This window comes from Sphingopyxis sp. (assembly GCF_034380315.1).
Classification (GTDB): domain Bacteria; phylum Pseudomonadota; class Alphaproteobacteria; order Sphingomonadales; family Sphingomonadaceae; genus Sphingopyxis.
On record NZ_JAXMPB010000001.1, the window covers coordinates 397,515 to 419,316 of the forward strand.

Consider the following 21,802-nt stretch of genomic DNA (forward strand, 5'->3'; position numbering starts at 1 on the left):
TTTCGCTGTTCCGGTTTTGGTCAGCGGCTCCGCTTCTCGACTATGCGGCGCGTACGTCCGGATCATGGCCGCAGCAACGATGGAACGGCACGCCGCCTGAAGATGCGAATCGCGAGTAAAGTTGCGCAGTTTTCCGGGCTTTTCCGATGATAGCGAAATTGCTGATCCTGGTCGCCCGCGGATGGCAACTCGGCCCGTCGCGGATCCTGCCACCGACCTGCCGCTACGCGCCATCGTGCAGCGAATATGCCATCACCGCCCTGTCGCGCCACGGTGCGATCAAGGGTGGCTGGATGGCGACAAAGCGGCTATTGCGCTGCCATCCATGGGGTGGGCACGGATATGACCCGGTTCCGTAAACCCACATTCACCCGACAGTTTTGACGAAGAGAGACCGAAGAGCGTGGACGACAAGCGTAATCTGATCGCGGCAATCCTGTTGTCGGTGGCGATATTGATCGGCTGGAACTTCGTAGCCGAAAAATTCTTTCCGACCCCCGACAAGCCCGACGTGACCACCACGGTCGCCGGAAGCAACGGCGCTCCCGCTCCTGCGACGCCGGGCCAGCCAAGCGCGCTTCCCGCCCCCGGCACACCCGCCGCATCGGTCGCCGCCGCCACGCGCCCCGTCGAAGCCATCCTCGCCGAAGGCCAGCGCATCCCCATCGAAACACCGGCCCTGTCGGGATCGATCAACCTCGTCGGCGCCCGTGTCGACGACGTCACGCTCAACAAATATCGTCAGACGATCGAAAAGGATGCGCCGCCGGTGCGTCTGTTCGCTCCCGCCGGCACCAAGAGCGCCTATTTCGCCAGCCTTGGCTGGTCGGCGCAGGGCGTCGAAGTTCCGGGGCCGAACACTGTCTGGACCGCGAACGGCACCAAACTGACCCCGGCGACCCCGCTGACGCTGAGCTGGTCGAACGGCACCGGACAGAATTTCCGCATCGAATATAGCATCGACGACAATTATCTGATCACCGCGAAGCAGACGATCGCCAACACCGGCGCGGCGCCGATCACGGCAAGCAGCTTTGCTCTCATCGATCGCCTGGGCAAGCCCACCGATCCGCACGAACAGGACAGCTGGACGATCCATGTCGGACCGACCGGCTTCCTTGGCGGAAAATCGGTGTTCGACGTCAATTATGACGATGTCGAAGAAGCCGACGGCCGCAGCGTTCGCTATAATTCGGCGGCTTGGCTTGGCTTTACCGACAAATATTGGCTCGCCGCGATCGTTCCGGCCAAGGGCGAGCGCGTGACGGCCGCGATCAGCTCGCCGTCAGCCAACAATTACCAGACCCTCTTCGCGCGCGATTTCGCCGCTGTGGCTCCCGGCAAGCAGGTGACGGTGACAAGCCGCGTCTTTGCCGGGGCAAAGGAAGTGAACATATTGTCGGCCTATCAGGACGACCAGGGCATCACCCGCCTGTCGAACGCCATTGACTGGGGCTGGTTCGAATTTTTCGAGGTGCCGATCTTCAAGCTGCTCGATTGGCTGTTCAAACAGGTCGGAAATTTCGGCGTCGCGATCATGATCTTGACGCTGATCATCCGTGGCCTGATGTTCCCGATTGCACAGCGGCAGTTCGCATCGATGGCGCAAATGCGCGTCGTCCAGCCCAAGATGAAGGCGCTGCAGGAACGCTACAAGGAAGACAAGCCCAAGATGCAGCAGGAGCTGATGAAGCTCTACAAGGATGAAAAGATCAATCCGCTCGCGGGCTGCCTGCCGATCCTGATCCAGATTCCGATCTTCTATGCGCTGTACAAGGTGCTGATGCTGACGATCGAAATGCGCCACCAGCCCTTCGCGCTGTGGATCAGGGATTTGTCGGCGCAGGATCCGGCGATGATCCTGAACCTGTTCGGATTGCTGCCCTTCACCCCGCCCTCGCTGCTCAGCATAGGCATCCTCGCGGTAATCCTCGGCATCACCATGTGGCTGCAATTCCGCCTGAACCCGACACCGACCGATCCGGTGCAGGAACAGGTGTTCAAGATCATGCCGTGGCTGTTCATGTTCATCATGGCCCCCTTCGCGGCGGGTCTCCTGCTCTACTGGATCACCAACAACCTGCTGTCGATCGCGCAGCAGCAGTGGATGTACCGCAAGTTCCCGCAGCTCAAGGCGGCTCCGGCAAAGTGATCCGGCCCTCCCTCCCTTGCCTTTCCCACGAGAACGGGAATGTAGAACGCGAAAGCGCGAAGTCCGGTGTCTGTTCGCCGGGGCTTCGTGCACGCGGGGGTGGCAATGACGGATAATGCCGCCGCCGAAGACCGCGCCGAGCGCGCGCGCAAGCTGTTCTCCGGCCCGATCGCCTTTTTGAAATCGGCCCCGGCGCTTCAGCATCTGCCGACACCGACCGTGCCCGAAATCGCCTTTGCCGGGCGTTCGAACGTGGGCAAATCGTCGCTGCTCAACGCACTGACCAATCGGAACGGCCTCGCGCGGACGTCGGTGACGCCGGGACGGACACAGGAACTCAACTATTTCGACGTCGGCGAACCGCTGCAGTTCCGCCTTGTCGACATGCCGGGTTACGGCTTTGCCAAGGCACCGAAGGATGTCGTCAAAAAATGGCGCTTCCTCGTCAACGACTATCTGCGCGGGCGGCAGGTGCTGAAACGGACCCTGGTGCTGATCGACAGCCGCCACGGGATCAAGGACGTCGATCGCGAAGTGCTCAAGATGCTCGACGTCGCGGCCGTCAGCTATCGCCTTGTCCTGACCAAGACCGACAAGATCAAGGCCAGCGACCTTGTCGCGGTCCAGGCCGCAACCGAGGCGGAGGCCCGCAAGCATCCCGCCGCCCATCCCCAGATTATCGCGACCAGTAGCGAAAAGGGCATGGGAATCGCCGAACTGCGAGCCGCGGTGCTGGAGGCGGTGGAGAGTTGACGTGACCACGCCCCTCCTGCCTGCGGGAGGGAGAAAAAAGGGATGGCGCATGAAATTGTTCATAGGCAACAAGGCCTATTCCAGCTGGAGCCTGCGTGGCTGGCTCGCCGCGAAACACAGCGGCCTCCCCTTTGAAGAGATCACGGTTCCCCTCTATGACGAGGATTGGAGCAAGAGGCGCGAAGGCGACGAATTCGCGCCATCGGGCGGCAAGGTCCCGATCCTGTGGGATGGCGAGGACATTGTTGTCTGGGACAGCCTCGCCATCATCGACTATCTGAACGAAAAGACCGAAGGCGAAAGGGGCTATTGGCCCGCCGATCCCGCCGCGCGCGCCATGGCCCGTTCGATGGCCGCCGAAATGCATTCCAGCTTTGCGGCGCTGCGCCGAGAGCACAGCATGAACATCCGTCGCATCTTCCCCGCCGGATCGCTTACACCCGAGGTACAGGCCGACGTCGTGCGGATCATGCAGATATGGGCCGAGGCGCGGGCGCGTTTCGGCGGCGCGGGCGACTATCTGTTCGGCGATTGGTCCGCCGCCGACATGATGTTCGCGCCGGTTGTGACCCGTTTCATCACCTACTCTATTCCCATGCCGCGTTTTGCCCTGCCCTATTGCCAGGCGGTCGTCGCCCACCCGTATATGCAGGAATGGATCGGCGGAGCGCAGGCGGAGGATTGGGTCATCGAGAAATTCGAAGGCGCGACGGAGGGATAGGCCCGGGCCGTTCAGTCAGGGGAAGGCTTGGTTTGCTATGATCGGCCCATGCCCCGGCCAGTCCTGCTCTCCGTCGCCATCGCCGTCGCCGTGTCCGCGGTTGTCCTTGTCCCCACCGCGACGCAGGCGCAGCGCGCCGCCGATTGGGTCATCGGCCCGATCATCCGCGGCAAGAATTATTCGCAGGGCATGCCGCTGCAACCCCGGCCTGCCCGGCAAGGATGGCGCTTTGACTTTCCGGCGCCCGACCGCGACGCCGGGCACGTCCATTATGTCACCTTCCACCCCGGATCGCTTGCAGGCAAGTCACGGATCGTGGCCCGCTATCGAATCGACGCGCCCCCCGGAACCCGCTTCGTACCACAGGAAAGTCCCGACCTCCCCGCAACACTGTCGCTCTATTTCCAGCGGCGCGGCGACAATTGGGGCGCCAAGGGCCGCTACCAATATTATCGCTGGTACGCCCCCTCAGCCACGATGCAGAAGATCGCCCCCGGCGAATATCGGGTGGAAGTCCGTTTTGACGATCCGGACTGGATATCGGTGCTGGGCCGCAAGGCCGCAGACGCCCCCGATGCGTTTCGCGCCGCGATGACCGAAACCGATCAGGTCGGCCTGGTATTCGGCTCGGCCAGCGCGCGGGGCCATGGCGTATTCGCTACCCGTCCCGCTCGCTTCACCCTGCTCGATTTCGACATATTGTGAACGCACGGCAGACACCGCTTGCCCGGCCCTTCATCGGGCCGCCGTCACCGCAAACCAGAATGCGACGCCGACGATCGCCAGCGCAAGCGCCCGGCGGACCCGCCGGGTCCGCACCGGGTCCGCGATCCATCCGCCAACCCGACTGCCGGCAAACACGATCGACAGATGAACGACCGTCGCAATGGCAATGCTGGTCAGGGCCAGTGCGATGGCCAGACCGAACCCCGGAACCTGTCCGCCGTTAAAACGCGGGATGACTACGACATAGAACAGCATTGCCTTGGGATTGAGGAGATTGACGACCATGCCCGACAGGAAATGGCGGTGCGGGCTCGCCGTCGCCATGACACGCGCCGGCGAATTTTCGCCGGCGTCGCGCCAGCTTTCCCAAGCAAGCCACAAGAGGAACAACGCGCCGCCCCAACGCAATATCTGCCATAGCAGATCACTCTCGGACACGATGAAGGCGATACCGAGCGCGGCCGCCAGCGCATTGACGAAAAGACCGATGGCGATACCCGTCGTCGCCGCAAGACCGGCGCGCCGTCCATCGCCGATCGACAGCGCTGCCAGCCATGCCATGTTCGGCCCCGGCGTCAGTTCAATCAGCAGGACCGCGAGGGCAAAGCCTATCCAGTCGGCTTCACTCACGGCAATCGGCTGGTGGGATAGGCTGTTCCGTCCTTGTGAAAATAGCCGTCAGGCGTGAATTTCATGTCGATGTCGGAATATGCTCCGCCCGTATCATATCGCTTCCCGCCGCCGAGGGCGACAAAAATGCAGTCGGCGTCCGACTCGTTGATCAGGTGATGGCCGTTCGTGATGCCCTTGGGCCACACCGCAATATCGCCAGCACGCATGACATGTCGGCCGTCATCCTCGACCAAGACAGCCTCGCCCGATATCATCACAAGCATCTCATCCTCTCCATCGTGCCAGTGACGCTGCGACGACCAGGCGCCGGGTTTCAGCACGACATGGCTCGCGGCAAAATCGGCTAGGCCGGTCGCCGGGGCGAGGCGGCGGGACCAGCGCCCCTGAACCGGGGCATCGAATGGCGGCGGATAGCCCGTGGCATTGGTTTGCGGAATCGAATCGAGGTTCAGTTTGGGCATTGTCAGTCCTCCTGCATCTTCTTGGCGTTCGTCACGGGCGAAGTCGAGTTGTGCGCATATTATCCTGTCTCGACTAAGCCCGACGCGGCGGAGTAAAGGGCAGTCATGACCCGGACTTCCGACCCCATCGAACTCGCCAAGGCGCTGATCGCCGCGCCCAGCATCACTCCAGCGACCGGCACCGTGTTTGACGTGCTCGAAGCCGCGCTGGCGCCCCTTGGCTTCACCGTCGAACGCTTCATCGACGGGATAGAGCCCGACGGGCCGGTCGAAAATCTGCTCGCTGTCCGCAAAGGATCTGGGCCGCGTCACTTCGCCTTTGCTGGCCACCTCGATGTCGTGCCGCCGGGTATCGGATGGCACAGCGACGCCTTTACCCCCGAAGTGCGCGGCGACCTGCTCTATGGTCGCGGCGCGGTGGATATGAAGGGGTCGATCGCCGCCTTTGTCGCAGCAGCCGCAGCAACCCCCGTTGATGCCGGAACAATAAGCCTGATCATCACCGGCGACGAAGAAGGTCCGGCGGTGTTCGGCACGCGCGCGCTAATGGAGCATATGGATGCCCGCTGCATAAAGCCCGACATGATCCTCGTCGGCGAACCCACGTCGGTCAACCGCCTCGGCGACATGGTGAAGATCGGGCGGCGGGGATCGGTCAATATCTGGATCGACGTGCCGGGAACGCAGGGACATGTGGCCTATCCGCACCTGGCCGATAATCCGATCCCCAAACTGATCAAGATTCTGACCGCAATCGACGCCATAAGCCTTGATTCGGGGACCGACTGGTTCCAGCCGTCGAACATCGAGTTCACCGACATAGAGGTCGGAAACGGCGCCACCAATGTGATCCCGGCATCGGCGCGCGCACGGCTGTCGATCCGGTTCAATGACCGTCATCGGGGCGCCGATCTGGTCGCGATGATCGAACGGCTGGCACAGGATGTCGAACCCCTAGCTCGCGTGCTGGGCAAGATATCGGGCGAATCCTTTCTGACCCCCCCTGGGGAATTGTCGGAACTGGTCGCCGAGGCGATCCGCGCCGAAACCGGGCTGACCGCCGAAATGTCGACAAGCGGCGGAACATCGGACGCGCGCTTCCTGTCGGCCCTGTGCCCGGTGGTTGAATTCGGCCTGACCAACGCAACGATGCACAAGCTTGATGAGGCCGTTGCCATCGATGATCTGCGCGCCCTCGATCGCATCTATCGTGGCGTTCTGATGCGCGCTTTTCTCTGATGCTCTAGGGTCAGGCTTCACGCCCGCGGCGCAGGATGACATAGACTGCACCGGCGCCGCCGTGGCCGACGTGCGCAGGACGCAGCGCGACGACCTGGTCGGCGTGAGGAGACGCTGCCAGCCAGTCGGCAAGAGAAGCACGGATCGCGCCGCGTGGCCGCGGTTCACCATGCATCGGCGGCAGCCGATCGGCGCCCGGCCGCAGCCGCCCCGCAACCACGAGCAACACACGCGCGCCTCGGAGCAGCGCCCGCCCGATCGCTTCTTCGAGCAGTGCCTGCGCGGACAGCAAGCTGTGGCCGTGCAGATCGATACTGACATCGGGACGGACATGCCCCTTGCGCAGTCGCCGGTCCCAATGGCCGTCGAGCGTTGCCTGGCCGTGCGTTCGGCGCGGCGGAGGAAGCGAAACTGACGAGGGCTTGAGAGCCGACGAACTTGCGGACACCTTGCCCGCCGCAACAGGCTTTGGAGGGCGGATCGTGGGCGGCGTGACGGGTGGAAGGGAGATCGCAGCCTTGCGCAATGGCTTCACCGTCGCTGCGACCTTATTCCACAGCGCGGCTTCATCGGGAGCGAGGCGCCGCGGCATCGCGGGCTCAGCGCGCCGTCAGACGCGCGACGCTGACCCGGGGTAGCAACAACAATGCCGAACCGCGTGCCGCCATACCGCCCGCAATGGCCCGCGCGTCGGCTCCCGCTCCCCAGAAGCTGTCGAAACGGTTCGCTCCCTTGATCGCACCGCCGGTATCCTGCGCGATCCAAAGTCCGTTGGGCTCGGCTCGGTCGACCGAAAGAAAGACCGGCGCGCCGAGTGGCACATATTTGGGATCAGCGGCGAGGCTCGCACGACCAGTTACCGGCAGACCAAGTGCGCCCAAGGGACCCGGCCCGGTCAGCTCGCGAAAGAAAACCCAGCTGGGGTTCTCATTCATGACGGCAGCTCCGCGTACCGGGTCGGCACGCAGATAATCGAGAATGCCCTGCATCGAAGCCTGGCCGGGCTGAAGATCGCCGCGGTCGAGCAGCAGCTTGCCGATACCGACATAGTCACGGCCGTTCTGGCTGTCATAGCCGATCCGCATCACACGGCCATCGGGCAGACGAAGGCGCCCCGATCCCTGTATCTGCAAGAAGAAGAATTCAGCCGCATCCGCGGCCCAGGCGATCTCCAGCCCGCGCCCGGCAAGCGCCCCCCGCTCTATCGCTGCGCGATCATAATAGGGAACGAAATTGCTGCCATCGACGCGCCCGCGAATCTTGCGGCCTTTCAAGCCCTCAGAAAACTGACCGAGATCGACGTCGATAAGGTCGGCAGGGCGACGATAAACAGGAACATCATAGCCCGCCTGCGGCGTCCGCGAGCCCGCTATTTCCGGTTCATAGTACCCGGTAACAAACGACGTCCCGGCTCCGATCTGAACCGTACCGAAATACCGACTGAAGAAATTTGTCGCATCGCGATCGGACCAGGCGGCCGCTGCTCGGCAGCTTTCGGTCCATTCGCCAGGCTGCGTCAACCCGCTCACATCGGCGCGACGCTGGACGGCCGGACAGGAGATGCGAAAGGCCTTGAGCGCTGCTGTTGCCTGCTCCGCTGTCACCGCCAGTTCGGTAAATTCGGGTCCAACGACCACCCCGCTCGTCGCAGCGCTGGTCGCATCGGCAGGAACCGGCGAAGCCGCCAACGGCGGGCTTGGGATAGCAGGGATCGGCCGGGCCGCGGCAGTAGAGGGGACCGAGGGGCGGGGCTGATAGGGACGGGGCGTGCCAGATACGGGTTGCCCTGCCTCTGCGACAGGCGACGGGGCCGGAGTCGAGCTCGTCGGTCGTGAACCGGCGTCGGGAATGACCGACGCGCAGCCGCCAAGCATCGGCAGAAAAGCGAAAAAGGCGACTCTAAGGGCGCGCGAACGGCGCGGGCGACGTATCAGCACCGCCGTCACCGGGTCAGGCGGCCTCGGCTTCGTCGAGAAGCCAGTTGGGATCGCTACTCCCGATGACACGGCGGAAAGTCCACAAATCATTGGTCTGCGAAGCGTCACTCATCGATCCAGCAATCAGCTTGCCGTCGGCGTCGCGTGTCACGGCACTGATGTCGGCCTGATAATGAACCGTGATACGAGCCTCATGGCGCGTAACCTCGACCGCCGTAATCTTGGCGGCATCGATCCCCATCAGACGATTTTCAAGCCGTTCGCCACGCGCATCGCGTGCGGTGATCGCTTCGACAAAAGCATCATAGCTGTCGTCATCGCAAAGGTCGCGGAGTGTATCGCGGTCGCCTGACCAAAAAGCCTCCAGAATCATGCGATAAGCGGCTTTCGCTCCATCCATGAAGCGCCCGGCATCAAAGCTCGAATCACTGGCGAGCAACTGACGCAGCCCAGGTTCGGCCGCAGGCTCATAAATCAGCCCCGACGCATCTGCCGTGGCTTGCGACGCAGGGGCGTTCTCGCCATCGTCGAGCCGCAAGGGCGTCGGCGTCGGCCGTTCCTCGCGGCGCGGGAGCACGGGTTCCTGTTCATGCCCCGTGCGCTTTCCCAGCACCGAGTAAAGGCGCATGCCCAGAAATGCGGCAATCATGGCGAGCAGGACAATCGAAAAAGCAGTCACGGGCATCAGTCCAATTTGGGCGGAGAGAAAGAAATTTTCTGGATCGATATAGGCGATCCGCAAGCATGTTTCAAATCCACATGGCCGCGCAGCGGCGACAGGTCAACGATTTGCGGGCCACACGTGCGCCCCATTGTACTTGCCGCCCGCCGCTGCTAACGCCGCCGCGAACCGTTTGCCGCGGGCCGAGAACGGTTTGCGGCAAGACATCATGCACTCATGACCACGAACGAAAGCACGACATCATGGCCGAAGAGACCAGCAACGACATCAACCCGGCCATTCAGCCGAACGGTGAGGACACCAGCCCCGCCATCGGCCTGATTTCGCAGTATGTGAAAGATCTGTCGTTCGAAAATCCGAACGCTCCGGCAGCGTTTCAGTGGCAGTCGGCGCCGAATATTGACGTTCAGTTTAACATCGCGGCCGACAATGTAGTCGAGAACCTTTACGAAGTGTCGTTGAAGATCGATGTTTCGTCGAAGGCAAGCGAGGGAACGGCCTTTGTCATCGAGCTGAAATATGCCGGCCTGTTTGGCGTTCGCAACGTCCCCGACGATCAGCTCCAGCCCTTCTTCCTGGCCGAAGCCCCGCGCATCCTGTTCCCGTTTGCCCGCCGTGTCGTCGCCGACGCCGTGCGTGACGGCGGCTTCCCGCCGCTCCTCCTTGAACCCATCGACTTCCACGGTCTGTTCATGCAGCAGATGCAGGCGCAGACCGAAGACCAGGCCGATATCCCTGCGCCCGTCGGCCAGGCGTAAGCTCACCCTGGCAGGCCCGCTCGCGCGATGAGCAGCCTTGTCAAAAGCGTCGGAACAATCGGCGGTCTTACCTTGGTAAGCCGCCTGTTCGGCTTTGCTCGCGACATGCTGTTGTCGCGCATCCTGGGCGCGGGCGGGGTCGCCGACGCCTGGCAGCTCGCTTTTCAGCTGCCCAACATCTTTCGCCGCCTTTTCGCCGAGGGGGCCTTTGCCGCCGCCTTTGTCCCGCTGTTCAACCAGCGGATGACCAAGGAAGGCGAACATGGCGAGGCCCGCGCCTTTGCCGATGCCGTCATGGCGGTGCTGATCCCGATCCTGATCGTCTTTTCGGCGGTGCTGCTGATCGTCATGCCCTGGGTCATGGGATTGTTCGCCAGCGACGCGCTGGAAGCCGATGCGCCGGTGTTCGACCTGGCCGTGCTGATGGCGCGAATCGCCTTTCCCTACCTTGCTTTCATGAGCCTGGCGACGCTGTTCGCCGCGATCCTGAACAGCCTGTCGCGCTTTGCCGCCGCCGCCGCCGCCCCGATCTTTCTGAACATCTGCCTGATCGCCGCGCTGCTGCTGGGCATGGCCCATGGCGACGGCGGCATCGCCGCGCGCGAGGCCACCGGGCTTTATCTGGCGATCGCCGTCTCGGTCTCCGGCCTCGTCCAGCTTGTATGGCTTTATGTATGGCTTCGCCGCGCCGGTTTCACGCCTGCACTGCGTCGGCCGCGTTTTACACCCGATGTGCGCGAGATGGGAATTTTGATCCTGCCGGCGGTGTTCGGCGCCGGCGTCTATCAGATCAGCCGCTTCATCGACCTGTTCTTCATCGCCACCCTGCCGGACAAGAGCATCACCTATCTGGCGATGGCCGACCGGCTGAACCAGTTGCCGCTGGGGATCATCGGCATCGCGCTGGGCACCGCCATCCTGCCCGCCCTGTCGCGCTTCATCGCGCAGGAGAACAGGGACGGCGCCTTTCGCCTGCAAAGCAATGCGGTCGAGCTTGCGATGCTGCTGACCGTCCCCGCCGCCGCCGCGCTGTTCGTCGCGGGCCCCGCGATCACCAGCGCCTTTTACGTCGGAGGCCATTATACGCGCGCCGACGGCCTGGCGACCGGCGCGGTCGTCGGCGGGCTGGTCGTCGGCCTTCCCGCCTATGTGCTGGTCAAGGTGCTGGTGCCCAATTTCTTTGCGCGCAAGGACACGCGCACCCCCGTCATCACCGCCGCGATTTCGCTGATCATCAATGTCGCGCTCAACCTGGCGCTGATCCCGCGCTTCGGGATCGTCGGCCTGGCGCTCGCCGGATCGGTGGCCGCCTGGTGCAATGTCGCGATGCTTTATACCCTGCTCCACCGCAGCGGCGCCTTTCACCTGACCGCACAGGTCGCGGGCCGCATCGCGCGCATCGCGCTGGCCGCCGCGATCATGGCCGCGGGACTGGCGCTGGCCCTGCCGGTCGCCGGCGATGCCTTTACCGGCGGCGTTTTCGAACGCATCGCCGCGCTGCTGGCGCTGGTCGCGACCGGCGGCATCCTATTCTTTGGTTGCGCCATTCTGTTCGGCGTGGTCAATCGCGACACGATCGGCCAGTTGCGCCGACGCCAACTTTAAAACAGCCAAGCTCAAGACAGGAAGATCATCATGCGCGTCCTTTCGGGCATTCAGCCCACCGGAAACTTGCACCTCGGCAATTATCTGGGTGCGATCCGCAACTGGGTGCGCATGCAGGACGAGGTCGGCGCACAGGGCGGCGACTGCCTGTATTTCCTGGCCGATCTGCACGCGATATCGATGCCCCACGTCCCGGCCGAGCTGACCGCGAACACCCGCGCGATGGCCGCTGCCGTCGTCGCCTGCGGCATCGACACCGACCGGTCGATCCTGTTCAACCAGGCGCGCGTCCCCGCCCATGCCGAGCTGCAATGGCTGCTCAACGGCACCGCGCGCATCGGCTGGCTGAACCGGATGACCCAGTTCAAGGACAAGTCGGGCAAGAATCGCGAGGGTGCGTCCGCCGCGCTTTATACCTATCCCGTGCTGCAGGCCGCCGATGTCCTGATCTATCAGACCACGCACGTCCCGGTGGGCGAGGACCAGAAACAGCATCTGGAACTGGCGCGCGACATCGCGCAGAAATTCAACAATGATTTCGCCAGCGAGGATGCGCCGGTCTTTACCCTGCCCGAACCGATCATCCCGCCCGGCGCCGCCCGGATCATGAGCCTGCGCGACGGCAGCGCGAAAATGTCGAAATCGGACCCGTCGGACATGAGCCGGATCAACCTGACCGACGACGCCGACACGATGATGCAAAAGGTGAAGAAGGCGCGCACCGATCCCGAAGCGCTGCCGTCCGAGCCCGCCGGGCTGGAAGGCCGCGCCGAGGCGCGCAATCTGGTCGGCATCTATGCGACGCTGGCCGACATGACGGTGGCCGATGTGCTGCGCGATTTCGGCGGCCAGGGTTTCGGCAGCTTCAAACCCGCGCTCGGCGAATTGCTGGTCGACCGGCTCGCCCCGATCAACGCGCGCTATGTCGCGTTGAAGGACGATGCGGCCGCGCTCGACGCGATTCTGGAAAAAGGCGCGCAAAAGGCGCGCACGCTTGCAAAACCGACGCTCGACGCCACATATGATGCGCTGGGGCTATGCCGTTGAAATAAGAACGGGGGGCCCCGGACGCGACAAACGGAACTGCGACGAAACGGGTTCAACCAAGGTTAAGTCGCATCGGCGTAGTCATGCTGGTGAGTGTGGCTGACGCGCACCGAATGACGGAGCATGACGATGATCAAGACGAACCTTCGACGTCTGGGGCTGGCCGCGATGACCGGCGCGGCGCTGGCGCTGGCCGGTTGCGCCACGCCCTTTCGCGCCGATGTCGCGCGTTTCCAGACGCAGCTTCCCACCCCGCAGGGGCAGAGCTTCACGATCGAGGCGACCAATCCGGCGCTCGACGGCGGCATCGAGTTCAACCGCTATGCCAGCCTGGTGGCGGGCGAGCTGACCCGTTACGGCTATCGCCCGGCGGCGCCCGACGAAAAGCCCGACATGCTGGTCCGCATGGATTACGGCATCGACAAGGGCCGCGAGCGCGTCCGCTCGACCCCGGGGTTCAGCGACCCCTGGTACGGCGGCTTTTACGGCCCCCGCTATTACCGCCCGGTCGTCGTGCGCGGCCCGAACGGCCGCCGCTATATCTATGGCTGGCGCGACCCCTTCATGTGGGGCGGTTTCGGCCCCGGCTGGGGCGGCTATAACGACGTCGAAAGCTATACGGTCTATACCAGCGACCTCACCCTGCAGATCAGCCGCGCCGCGGACGGTTACCGCCTGTTCGAAGGCCGCGCCGAGGCGCAGTCGCGCGACAATGACCTGACCCAGATCGTTCCCAATCTGGTCGAGGCGATGTTCACCGACTTCCCCGGCAATTCGGGCGAAAAGGTACAGATCACCGTGGCCCCGCCCGAAAAACGGTAAAGGCACGAAAGACAAAGAAAAGGCCCGCCCTTCACGCGAAGGGTGGGCCTTTTTTGTTCGAGGTGGAGCGGGCGGCGGCTCGGCACCATCGGCTCCGCCTCTGCCCGTGACCGGTTGCGGCCGTTTGTGGACGTTCGCGCCTAGCAAATCCCGTTCGCATCGAGCGAAGTCGAGATGCCCCTCGGGCCAGGTGCGGTGTCGATGGGTGTCTCGACTTCGCTCGACACGAACGGAAAAGGAGGTTCGTCGGCTAGCGACCGGAAGTTGACCTATCCATCATCGTCACCCCGGACTTGATCCGGGGTCCCGCTTGAGATCGAAGGCGATCCGCGCCTCAAAAGAGCGGGATTCCGGATCAAGTCCGGGATGACGAAGGAGGGCAACGTCCGCTTGCCCCCCAAAGTCGCCGTTCACCACCGATTTGGATTGAATGGCAGGAAACGACCCCATTGCGGACATCTTTTCAGCTTTGACCCGAGGATCTATGGAAATGGATATCAGGCAAGGGTTTCAACATGGTTCGATGGCTTATTACGCTGGCGTTAGTTGCACAGATGACCCCGGCTCTCGCGCAGGAGAAATGCGGGAGCAGTCGCCTTACCCGCGGCCATCTAAGCGTATTCGTAATGTTGAAGCAGCAGGGCGAAGACCGGCCCCTCACGAATCATATTAGCTTTACGTCGCGAAACAGCGACGGGACGCTAGCGATTAGTGTGCCCTATACAATGGACGCGGGCGATTTGCTCAATCCCTACATGCTCTTTATCGAAGCTCTCCCAAATCTCCCGCCTGAACGAAAATCGCCCGAAATCATCAAATGGCAGTTTAACGGAGGGAGCTGGGCTACGTTTCCGTATCGCTACAACTATCCGGATCAGAGAGGCAATTTTAGCTACAAGATCGCTCAGTTGGGATCGCCAGCACTATCTTTCCAGACCGAATGGCTGGACAAGCTACGACAAGGCGGGCGTTTCACGGTCATAAGACTGCTCGAAGATGGGCAGGAAGTCGCAATGGGCTCGGTCGATTACCCTGACAGTGAGGTAATTGCCGACGTCTTTGGTGAAGCCCGAAATCAAGCTTTGGGACGGTTGGCGCCATGTAAGCCGTCGGTTACAATCGTCCCGGCTGCTCCTCGGAACTAAATATCCGCTTCCCACCCCATTTCGGCCGCTGCTGATATGGATCGAATGACGGCTAGGCGACCGGCTGGTTCGTCCGGATCCTCCCTGTCGCGCTCCATCCCGAAACGCCGTTTCGGCGGTCGCTGGCGCCGGGGTTTAGCCGGCGATACCGCTCCACAGCATCGCGGCGACGCCGGCCGCGGCGCCTGTAAGCGCGGTTAGCGCATAGCGCCACCAGACGCGCCGTTCGCCGCGTTCCCACATCAGCGCAATGTCGGGCAGCGGCGGCGCGGGCGGGGCAGCGCCCTTGCGCGGCAATTGTTCGTCGAGGCGGCGGATGATGTCGGGGATCAGCGCCAGCGTCTTGCCCTGTTCGCGAATGCCGTCGGCGAGCGCCGCTTCGGGGCCCAGTTCGTCGCGGATCCAGTTCTTCACAAACGGTCCCGACACGTCCCACATGTTGATCTTTGGATTCAGCATCGTCGCGACGCCCTCGACCATCACCATGGTCTTTTGCAGCAACAGCAGGTGCGGCTGGGTCTGCATGTCGAAATCGCGGGTGATCGCGAACAGCCCGTCGAGCATCTGGCCGACGCTGAGTTCGCTCACCGGCTTGCCGCGCATCGGTTCGCCCACCGCGCGCAGCGCCGTCGCGAATTCGTCGACATTGTGATAATCGGGCACATACTGCGCCTCGAAATGAATTTCGGCGACGCGGCGGTAATTGCCGGTGGTCAGCCCATAGAGGATTTCGGCGAGCCAATAGCGCGCCTGGCGGTTGATCCGCCCCATGATGCCGAAATCGACCGCGGCGATCGTCCCGTCGGCCTTCACGAACAAATTGCCCTGATGCATGTCGGCGTGAAAGAAACCTTCGGCAATTGCCTGGCGCAAAAAGGCGTGGACGAGGTTCGCCGACAATGCGTCCATGTCGTGCCCCGCGGCGATCAGCTGGTCGCGGTGCGAAATCTTGATCCCGTCGATCCAGCTCATCGTCATGACGCGGCTGGCGGTGCGGTCCCAGTCGATCGCCGGCACTTCATAGGTGGGAACCGCGGCCATCGCGTCGGACAGCTCCGACGCCGACGCCGCCTCGCGCCGAAGGTCGAGTTCGCGCAGCGTCCAGCGGCGGAAATTGGCGATCACCTGGCGCGGGCGCAGCCGTGCGGCCTCGCCGCCCAGCGCCTCGAGATGCGCGGCCGCCCATTCATAGGTTTCGATGTCGCGCGCGAACTGCTTGTCGACCCCCGGACGGCGGACCTTCACCGCGACCTGGCGGCCGTCGGTGGTCACGGCGCGGTGGACCTGCGCGATCGATGCCGACCCGACGGGTTCGGGATCGAATTCGGCATAGAGGCTTTCGAGCGGCGCTTCGAACACCTGCTCGACCTCCTGCCGGATGCGGTCGAAGGCGACGGGGGGCAGTGCGTCCTGCAGCGTCAGCAGGTTGCGCGCGGCTTCCTCGCCGACAAGGTCGGGGCGCGTCGCGAGCGTCTGGCCGAGCTTGACCGCGGCGGGGCCGATCGCCCGAAAGGCGGATGCATAGTCGGGGACGCGCGGCTGGATGGTGCCCAGCCGCGCGATCCGGCACAGCCGCTTGACCCCCGGCGGGGTTTGCGGCGCCGATTCGATCCCGCGCAGCGCCCCGTGGCGCGCCAGGATGCGCCCCCATTTCAGCAGGCGGGCGATATGGGTGATGGGACGGGTCAAGCTTTCCACCCGCTGTGGATCGCGACCAGCCCGCCCAGGATCGGCTCGACCTTGACCGCGGTGAAGCCCGCGGTGCGGATCATCCGGGCGAATTCGGGCATCGGCGGGAAACGGCGGATCGATTCGATCAGATAGCGATAGCTGTCGGCGTCGTTCGCGATCAGCTTGCCGAGCCGCGGCACCATATGGTGCGAATAGGCGTCATAGGCCTGCGCGAAGCCCGGCCATTCATTGGTCGAAAATTCGAGGCAGAAGAAACGCCCGCCATAGCGCAGGACGCGGTGCGCCTCGGCCAGGGCGGCGGGAATGTCGGTGACGTTGCGGATGCCGAAGGCGATGGTGTAGGCGTCGAAAAACTGGTCGGGAAAGCTCAGCTTTTCGGCGTTCTGCTCGCTCCACACCAGGCTGTCGATGCCGCGCCCGGCCGCGCGCTCCATCCCGACGCCCAGCATGTCGGGGTTGATGTCGGCGACGGTGATGCTGGCGCCCGAGGCTTCCATGCGAAAGGCGATGTCGCCGGTGCCGCCCGCCATGTCGAGGATCTGTTCGCCGGCGCGGGGTTTCACCCGGCGCACGAAACGGTCCTTCCACAGGCGGTGCATGCCGCCCGACATCGCATCGTTCATGATGTCATATTTGCGCGCGACGCGGCTGAACACCTCGCCGACCATCGCGGCTTTCGCGGTCGCCGGAACCTCTTCATACCCAAAGCTGACGGTGTCGGGGGTGGCCATGATCTGCGCCTTTGCGGGGGGAGGGTGAAACTGTTGTCCGGGCCTTTAGCCGGGCCTTGCCGCGCGCGCAAATGGCGCGTAGCCGCTATGGCGATATGCCCGAGCTACCCGAAGTCGAAACCACCGTCCGCGGCCTCGCCCCCTTTCTCGACGGACAGCGGCTCGTCGCCGTCACCACCTTTCGCCCCGACCTGCGGCGCCCCTTTCCCGCCGATCTTGCGCAGCGGCTGACCGGCGCGACGGTCACGGGCCTGTCGCGGCGCGCCAAATATGGCATCATATCGACCGACCGCGACGATCATATGATCTTTCACCTCGGCATGTCGGGGCGCTGGCGGACCGAGGGCGGCGCGGTGGGCAAGCATGACCATCTCCTCCTCGAAACCGCAGCCGGGCACCGGTTGTTCCTTCACGACCCGCGGCGATTCGGGTCGGTCGATCTGGTGAGCGGCGATCCGCTCGCCGCCTTTCCGGCCTTTGTGACGCTGGGCCCCGAGACCTTGTCCGACGCTTTCGACGCCATCGCCCTCGCCCGCGCGCTCGCCGGGCGCCGCGCGCCGATCAAGGCGATGCTGCTCGACCAGACGGTCGTTGCGGGGCTGGGCAACATCTATGTGTGCGAGGCGCTCAACATGGCGCGCATCTCGCCGCTGCGCGCCGCGGCCGACGTGCCGAAGGCGAAGCTCGACCGGCTGGTGCCCGCGATCAAGCAGGTGCTGGCGTCGGCGATCGCGGCGGGGGGATCGACCCTGCGCGACTTTCTGAGTCCCGAAGGCGACCTTGGCTATTTCGCAAAGGAATGGCGCGTCTATGGCCGCGAAAGCGAGCGCTGCGAATGCGGCGGCACGATCCGGCGCACCGTCCAGGCCGGGCGTTCGACCTTTCATTGCCCCAAATGCCAGCGATGACCGGGCATCTTTTTCCCGAAAACCGTTGACGTTCGGGGGCTCGCTGGCTATGGGCGCACCCTTCGAGCAGGGTCCGGTCATCCGGAACCGGCCGCATCCGGACATTGATTCGCCGCACATGCGCGATTCGGCTGCCCCGATATGGCTGTGCTCCGACCGTTGAACCGATTGGATATTTTGAGGAACTTATGGCCAACACGCCGCAGGCAAAGAAGCGCATCCGCCGGAACACCGCGCGCACGATCGTCAACAAGAACCGCGTGTCGCGCATCCGCACGCTGGTGAAGAAGGTCGAAGCCGCCGTTGCTGCCGGTGACAAGGCCGCCGCGACCGCCGCTCTCGCCGCCGCTCAGCCCGAAATGGCGCGCGGCGTTGCAAAGGGCGTTCTTCACAAGAACACCGTTGCGCGCAAATATTCGCGCCTGACCAAGAGCGTGAACGCCATCGCCTGATTCGGCGGCGTCCCGCTACGGAACAAAAAGGACCCGCCGGTACCGATCCGGCGGGTCCTTTTTTGCGTCCGCTATTGTTACCGCGTCATGGCAATAGTGTTGCATCGCGGTAAGCTACGGAATTATCGCGATTCGTTCCGGTGCGAGCACGGCCATGCAATTAAAGCACTGAAAATAAACAATAAAATCACCTGCTGGCGCTTTTTCTAGGGGGTGAACGAGTCAAGATTTTTATTTCAGTATTTTTACACCCGCGACCCTTGATCGACTCGCCGGGCCCTGACTAGACAGGGGGAGTCATCGGCCTTCGTCGACGGCCGCCACATCGACATGATTCGCTTTTTTTCGGACCCGTGAGTCCGGGACAGGATTTTTGCGTCCTGCGCCAGGCGAAGGCGATGCATGGCCGGCCGCGGCAAGGATGGAGGCACGGACAAACAGGGGGCGACACGGCGTGACATTCAGCGGGGACAGGCATGACGCAGACGCACGGGAAGGAGCAATGAGCGGGGATGACGCCGCGACGCTCTGGCCGCGCGTTGCCGAAGGGCTGCGCCGCGACCTGGGCGCCCGCACCTTCGACCATTGGCTGAAGCCGGTGCGCTTTGCCGATTACTGCACCCTGTCAGGGGTGGTGACGCTGGAAACCGCCAGCCGCTTTTCCGCCAACTGGATCAACGAACGATTCGGCGAGCGCCTGGCGCTTGCGTGGCGCCAGCACCTGCCCGGCGCGCGCAGCGTCAACGTGCGCGGCGGGGCCGCCGCCGCCGACCGGGCCGCCGCGCTGTCGCAGGCGCCGCTGCCCAACATGGGCGCCGCCGCCGCGCCGGCCGCGCCGGTGTCGCCGGGTCTGCCGCTCGCCGCGCCGATCGCCGCCAGCATCCCGTCGACCTTTGACCCGCGCCTGTCCTTCGACCGTTTCGTCGTCGCGCGCAGCAACATCCTGGCCGCCAATGCGGCGCGCCGCATGGCGATGGCCGAAGCACCGCAGTTCAATCCGCTCTACCTGTGTTCGGGGACCGGACAGGGCAAGACGCATCTGTTGCAGGCGATCGCCCAGGCCTATGCCGCCATTCGCCCGACCGCGAACATCATCCTGATGTCGGCCGAAAAATTCATGCTCGAATTCGTCGGCGCGATGCGCGGCGGCGACATGATGGCGTTCAAGGCGCGGCTGCGCGCCGCCGACCTGCTGTTGCTCGACGATCTGCAGTTCGTGATCGGCAAGAATTCGACCCAGGAAGAATTGCTGCACACGATCGACGATTTGCTGACCGCGGGCAAGCGGCTCGTCGTCACCGCCGATCGTCCGCCGGCGATGCTCGATGGCGTCGAGGCGCGGCTGTTGTCGCGCCTGTCGGGCGGCCTGGTCGCCGACATCGAGGCGCCCGAGGCGGACCTGCGCGAACGCATCATCCGCCAGCGGCTGGCCGCCATGCCGATGGTCGAGGTGCCCGACGAAGTCGTCGCCTATCTGGTCAAGCATTTCACCCGCAATATCCGCGAGCTCGAGGGGGCGCTGAACAAGCTGCTCGCTTATGCCGCGCTCACGGGCACCCCGGTCGATCTGACGCTGGCCGAAGACCGGCTGGCCGAAAATGTCCGCAGCGCGCGCCCGCGCATCACGATCGACGAGATTCAGCGCGCGGTCTGTGCGCATTACCGGCTCGACAAGTCGGAAATGGCGTCAAAGCGCCGCGTGCGGACCATCGCCCGGCCGCGCCAGGTCGCCATGTATCTGGCCAAGGAACTGACGCCGCGCTCCTACCCCGAAATCGGCCGCCGCTTTGGCGGGCGCGACCATTCGACGGTGATCCACGCGGTCCGCACGGTCGAGGCGCTGCGCGTCGCCGACAGCGAACTCGACGCCGAAATCGCCGCGATCCGCCGCAGCCTGAACGGCTGATCCACACCCCATCCCGGATTCATCCCCGGACTTGTCCACATGGCGCAGGTGCAGCCACCCGCGCGCTCCCGGCGGGGTGGCCATGAGATACCGAACGCGATAGCCTGTCCTTTTGGGGGACGGTGGTGGAGGGGCCGCGACGTGGCGCCATAGCTACCCCACAGGCAGGATCCGGACGAACCAGCCGGTCGCCTGGTCGTCATTCGAACCATATCAGCAGCGGCCGAAATGGGGTGGGAAGCGGATGTCCCTCATTTTCGTCACCCCGGGCTTGACCCGGGGTCCCGCTTGAACCACTTTTCCTCGATGGAAGGGGCAAGGAAAGGCGGCTGGGTCTATATCATGGCCGACCGCTACCGCGGGACAATCTATGTCGGCGTTACAGCAAATCTACCCGCCCGCATCCATCAGCACCGCACGGGTGATGGCTCCGATTTCTGTGCCAAATATGGCCTCTCTCGCCTTGTATGGGCTGAACCCGGCGACGACATTGTCGCCTGCATCGCGCACGAAAAGCGCATCAAGCGTTGGCGCCGGCAATGGAAGTTCGCGTTGATCGAACGCGGCAATCCCGATTGGCAGGATCTGTTCGATAGATGGGTCGGATGAAAAAGCGGGACCCCGGATCAAGTCCGGGGTGACGATGATGGATAGGTCAACTTCCGGTCGTTTCCGGCCGTTCCGCCGCGAACCACGCCGAACGGCGAAAACCGGGGTGGGAAGCGGACGTTGCGCAAGTGCCAGACTTTGCTAGCTAGGCAGAGAAGTTGCTAGACATCAGATTTGAGAGGGCGCCGGATGATCGTCGGTTTTTTGCTCATGGCGCAGGCTGCTACCCAATTGAAACCGCCAACGCCGCCAACGCCGCCAATGATGTCAATTGAAGCATTGACGGACAGCGCAGAGCGTCAAACGCTTCCGGCATACAAAGTAAATTGTAAGCTCCACGACAGTGGCGGCAATATCGGCCAGCTCAAACTCGAGCAAACGGGGGGGCGCGGCGTCCGAGGAACAAAAGGGGAGCTTTGGACCATGCCGGCTTGGCGGGGATTTGTGAGCACACCCGTAGCGCTAAAAGTCATACGAGATGACAGCGGGCTTTTCGAAAATCCGCTCCTTGAAGCCAGTACTGGTGATAAGCACTCTCGCCTCGAAACATATCGTTGGGATGCGCCCTCGCGCTCAAATTACGATTCTCTCATGCAATTTCGAGACGGTAAGACGTGGGTGATGATACAGCTTACCGACACGCCCGAGCAGTCGGGCAGTGCGTCTGGGCCGTTGGTGTATGGTGCTGTGATCACACACCGAAGAGACAATAGAAATCTGCCGGGCGCGCATCTCGGATTTTGCTCGATTGAAAGCAGCCCTCAAAAGCCATTGTCGCAGGCGGAAGAAGCCCAGTACCGAGACCAATAATATCGCTTCGTTA

At 63.5% G+C, this 21,802-nt stretch carries 23 protein-coding genes; 16 read left to right on the top strand and 7 right to left on the bottom strand.

What is annotated here, in order from left to right; genetic code table 11:
* Nucleotides 1-146: 146 nt before the first annotated feature.
* The 5 genes from yidD to U0S50_RS02075 all read left to right on the top strand — a co-directional run bounded on the left by yidD (nucleotide 147) and on the right by U0S50_RS02075 (nucleotide 4,331).
* Complete coding sequence (yidD, locus tag U0S50_RS02055; RefSeq protein WP_322307078.1) at nucleotides 147-359, top strand: membrane protein insertion efficiency factor YidD; 213 nt, start codon at nucleotides 147-149, stop codon at nucleotides 357-359.
* 44 nt (nucleotides 360-403) lie between these two features.
* Nucleotides 404-2,152: a membrane protein insertase YidC gene (gene yidC, locus U0S50_RS02060; protein ID WP_322307079.1), complete on the top strand. Its 1,749-nt coding sequence runs from the start codon at nucleotides 404-406 to the stop codon at nucleotides 2,150-2,152.
* A gap of 105 nt (nucleotides 2,153-2,257) precedes the next feature.
* Nucleotides 2,258-2,905: a ribosome biogenesis GTP-binding protein YihA/YsxC gene (gene yihA / locus U0S50_RS02065; protein WP_322307080.1), complete on the top strand. Its 648-nt coding sequence runs from the start codon at nucleotides 2,258-2,260 to the stop codon at nucleotides 2,903-2,905.
* A gap of 49 nt (nucleotides 2,906-2,954) precedes the next feature.
* Nucleotides 2,955-3,626: a glutathione S-transferase family protein gene (locus U0S50_RS02070; RefSeq protein WP_322307081.1), complete on the top strand. Its 672-nt coding sequence runs from the start codon at nucleotides 2,955-2,957 to the stop codon at nucleotides 3,624-3,626.
* 48 nt (nucleotides 3,627-3,674) lie between these two features.
* Nucleotides 3,675-4,331, top strand: coding sequence for a hypothetical protein (locus U0S50_RS02075; protein WP_322307082.1), 657 nt, complete (start codon nucleotides 3,675-3,677; stop codon nucleotides 4,329-4,331).
* A gap of 30 nt (nucleotides 4,332-4,361) precedes the next feature.
* On the opposite strand, the gene U0S50_RS02080 is transcribed toward U0S50_RS02075, so the two are convergent.
* Nucleotides 4,362-4,982: a LysE family translocator gene (locus U0S50_RS02080; protein WP_322307083.1), complete on the bottom strand. Its 621-nt coding sequence runs from the start codon at nucleotides 4,980-4,982 to the stop codon at nucleotides 4,362-4,364.
* A complete protein-coding gene (locus tag U0S50_RS02085) occupies nucleotides 4,979-5,446 on the bottom strand; it encodes a cupin domain-containing protein (RefSeq protein ID WP_322307084.1) in 468 nt (155 codons plus the stop codon). Before U0S50_RS02085 ends, U0S50_RS02080 begins: the two co-directional genes overlap by 4 nt.
* 105 nt (nucleotides 5,447-5,551) lie before the next feature.
* Between U0S50_RS02085 and dapE the strand changes: the two genes are divergently transcribed.
* On the top strand, nucleotides 5,552-6,685 hold the full coding sequence (gene dapE, locus U0S50_RS02090) for a succinyl-diaminopimelate desuccinylase (protein ID WP_322307085.1): 1,134 nt from the start codon (nucleotides 5,552-5,554) through the stop codon (nucleotides 6,683-6,685).
* Between the two features lie 10 nt (nucleotides 6,686-6,695).
* Here the strand turns inward: dapE and U0S50_RS02095 are convergent, their stop codons facing one another.
* The 3 genes from U0S50_RS02095 to U0S50_RS02105 all read right to left on the bottom strand — a co-directional run bounded on the left by U0S50_RS02095 (nucleotide 6,696) and on the right by U0S50_RS02105 (nucleotide 9,301).
* Nucleotides 6,696-7,277: a Smr/MutS family protein gene (locus tag U0S50_RS02095; protein ID WP_322307086.1), complete on the bottom strand. Its 582-nt coding sequence runs from the start codon at nucleotides 7,275-7,277 to the stop codon at nucleotides 6,696-6,698.
* A 7-nt stretch (nucleotides 7,278-7,284) separates the two neighbouring features.
* Nucleotides 7,285-8,559: an MltA domain-containing protein gene (locus tag U0S50_RS02100; RefSeq protein ID WP_322307283.1), complete on the bottom strand. Its 1,275-nt coding sequence runs from the start codon at nucleotides 8,557-8,559 to the stop codon at nucleotides 7,285-7,287.
* Nucleotides 8,560-8,635: 76 nt separating this feature from the next.
* Nucleotides 8,636-9,301: a Tim44/TimA family putative adaptor protein gene (locus U0S50_RS02105; RefSeq protein ID WP_322307087.1), complete on the bottom strand. Its 666-nt coding sequence runs from the start codon at nucleotides 9,299-9,301 to the stop codon at nucleotides 8,636-8,638.
* 245 nt (nucleotides 9,302-9,546) lie between these two features.
* On the opposite strand from U0S50_RS02105, the gene secB reads away from it, so the two are divergent.
* The 5 genes from secB to U0S50_RS02130 all read left to right on the top strand — a co-directional run bounded on the left by secB (nucleotide 9,547) and on the right by U0S50_RS02130 (nucleotide 14,681).
* Nucleotides 9,547-10,062 carry a protein-export chaperone SecB gene (gene secB, locus U0S50_RS02110; RefSeq protein ID WP_322307284.1) on the top strand — a complete coding sequence of 172 codons (516 nt, stop codon included), beginning with the start codon at nucleotides 9,547-9,549 and terminating at the stop codon, nucleotides 10,060-10,062.
* Between the two features lie 27 nt (nucleotides 10,063-10,089).
* Complete coding sequence (gene murJ / locus U0S50_RS02115; RefSeq protein WP_322307088.1) at nucleotides 10,090-11,667, top strand: murein biosynthesis integral membrane protein MurJ; 1,578 nt, start codon at nucleotides 10,090-10,092, stop codon at nucleotides 11,665-11,667.
* Between the two features lie 30 nt (nucleotides 11,668-11,697).
* The gene (gene trpS, locus U0S50_RS02120; protein ID WP_322307089.1) at nucleotides 11,698-12,714 is read left to right on the top strand and encodes a tryptophan--tRNA ligase; all 1,017 of its coding nucleotides are present in this window, start codon (nucleotides 11,698-11,700) and stop codon (nucleotides 12,712-12,714) included.
* 123 nt (nucleotides 12,715-12,837) lie between these two features.
* Complete coding sequence (locus tag U0S50_RS02125) at nucleotides 12,838-13,536, top strand: DUF4136 domain-containing protein (RefSeq protein ID WP_322307090.1); 699 nt, start codon at nucleotides 12,838-12,840, stop codon at nucleotides 13,534-13,536.
* Between the two features lie 626 nt (nucleotides 13,537-14,162).
* Nucleotides 14,163-14,681, top strand: coding sequence for a hypothetical protein (locus U0S50_RS02130; RefSeq protein WP_322307091.1), 519 nt, complete (start codon nucleotides 14,163-14,165; stop codon nucleotides 14,679-14,681).
* 135 nt (nucleotides 14,682-14,816) lie between these two features.
* On the opposite strand, the gene ubiB is transcribed toward U0S50_RS02130, so the two are convergent.
* A complete protein-coding gene (ubiB, locus tag U0S50_RS02135; protein ID WP_322307092.1) occupies nucleotides 14,817-16,370 on the bottom strand; it encodes a 2-polyprenylphenol 6-hydroxylase in 1,554 nt (517 codons plus the stop codon).
* Nucleotides 16,367-17,104: a class I SAM-dependent methyltransferase gene (locus U0S50_RS02140; protein WP_322307093.1), complete on the bottom strand. Its 738-nt coding sequence runs from the start codon at nucleotides 17,102-17,104 to the stop codon at nucleotides 16,367-16,369. The genes ubiB and U0S50_RS02140 overlap by 4 nt, the downstream gene beginning before the upstream one ends.
* Before the next feature lie 95 nt (nucleotides 17,105-17,199).
* Between U0S50_RS02140 and mutM the strand changes: the two genes are divergently transcribed.
* The 5 genes from mutM (at nucleotide 17,200) to U0S50_RS02165 (ending at nucleotide 21,789) form a co-directional block, all read left to right on the top strand.
* Nucleotides 17,200-18,012 carry a bifunctional DNA-formamidopyrimidine glycosylase/DNA-(apurinic or apyrimidinic site) lyase gene (gene mutM, locus U0S50_RS02145; protein ID WP_322307285.1) on the top strand — a complete coding sequence of 271 codons (813 nt, stop codon included), beginning with the start codon at nucleotides 17,200-17,202 and terminating at the stop codon, nucleotides 18,010-18,012.
* A 188-nt stretch (nucleotides 18,013-18,200) separates the two neighbouring features.
* The gene (gene rpsT / locus U0S50_RS02150; RefSeq protein ID WP_322307094.1) at nucleotides 18,201-18,464 is read left to right on the top strand and encodes a 30S ribosomal protein S20; all 264 of its coding nucleotides are present in this window, start codon (nucleotides 18,201-18,203) and stop codon (nucleotides 18,462-18,464) included.
* Between the two features lie 502 nt (nucleotides 18,465-18,966).
* Complete coding sequence (dnaA, locus tag U0S50_RS02155) at nucleotides 18,967-20,370, top strand: chromosomal replication initiator protein DnaA (RefSeq protein ID WP_322307095.1); 1,404 nt, start codon at nucleotides 18,967-18,969, stop codon at nucleotides 20,368-20,370.
* Nucleotides 20,371-20,676: 306 nt separating this feature from the next.
* A complete protein-coding gene (locus U0S50_RS02160) occupies nucleotides 20,677-20,979 on the top strand; it encodes a GIY-YIG nuclease family protein (protein WP_322307286.1) in 303 nt (100 codons plus the stop codon).
* A gap of 189 nt (nucleotides 20,980-21,168) precedes the next feature.
* The gene (locus U0S50_RS02165) at nucleotides 21,169-21,789 is read left to right on the top strand and encodes a hypothetical protein (protein ID WP_322307096.1); all 621 of its coding nucleotides are present in this window, start codon (nucleotides 21,169-21,171) and stop codon (nucleotides 21,787-21,789) included.
* Nucleotides 21,790-21,802: the final 13 nt, after the last annotated feature.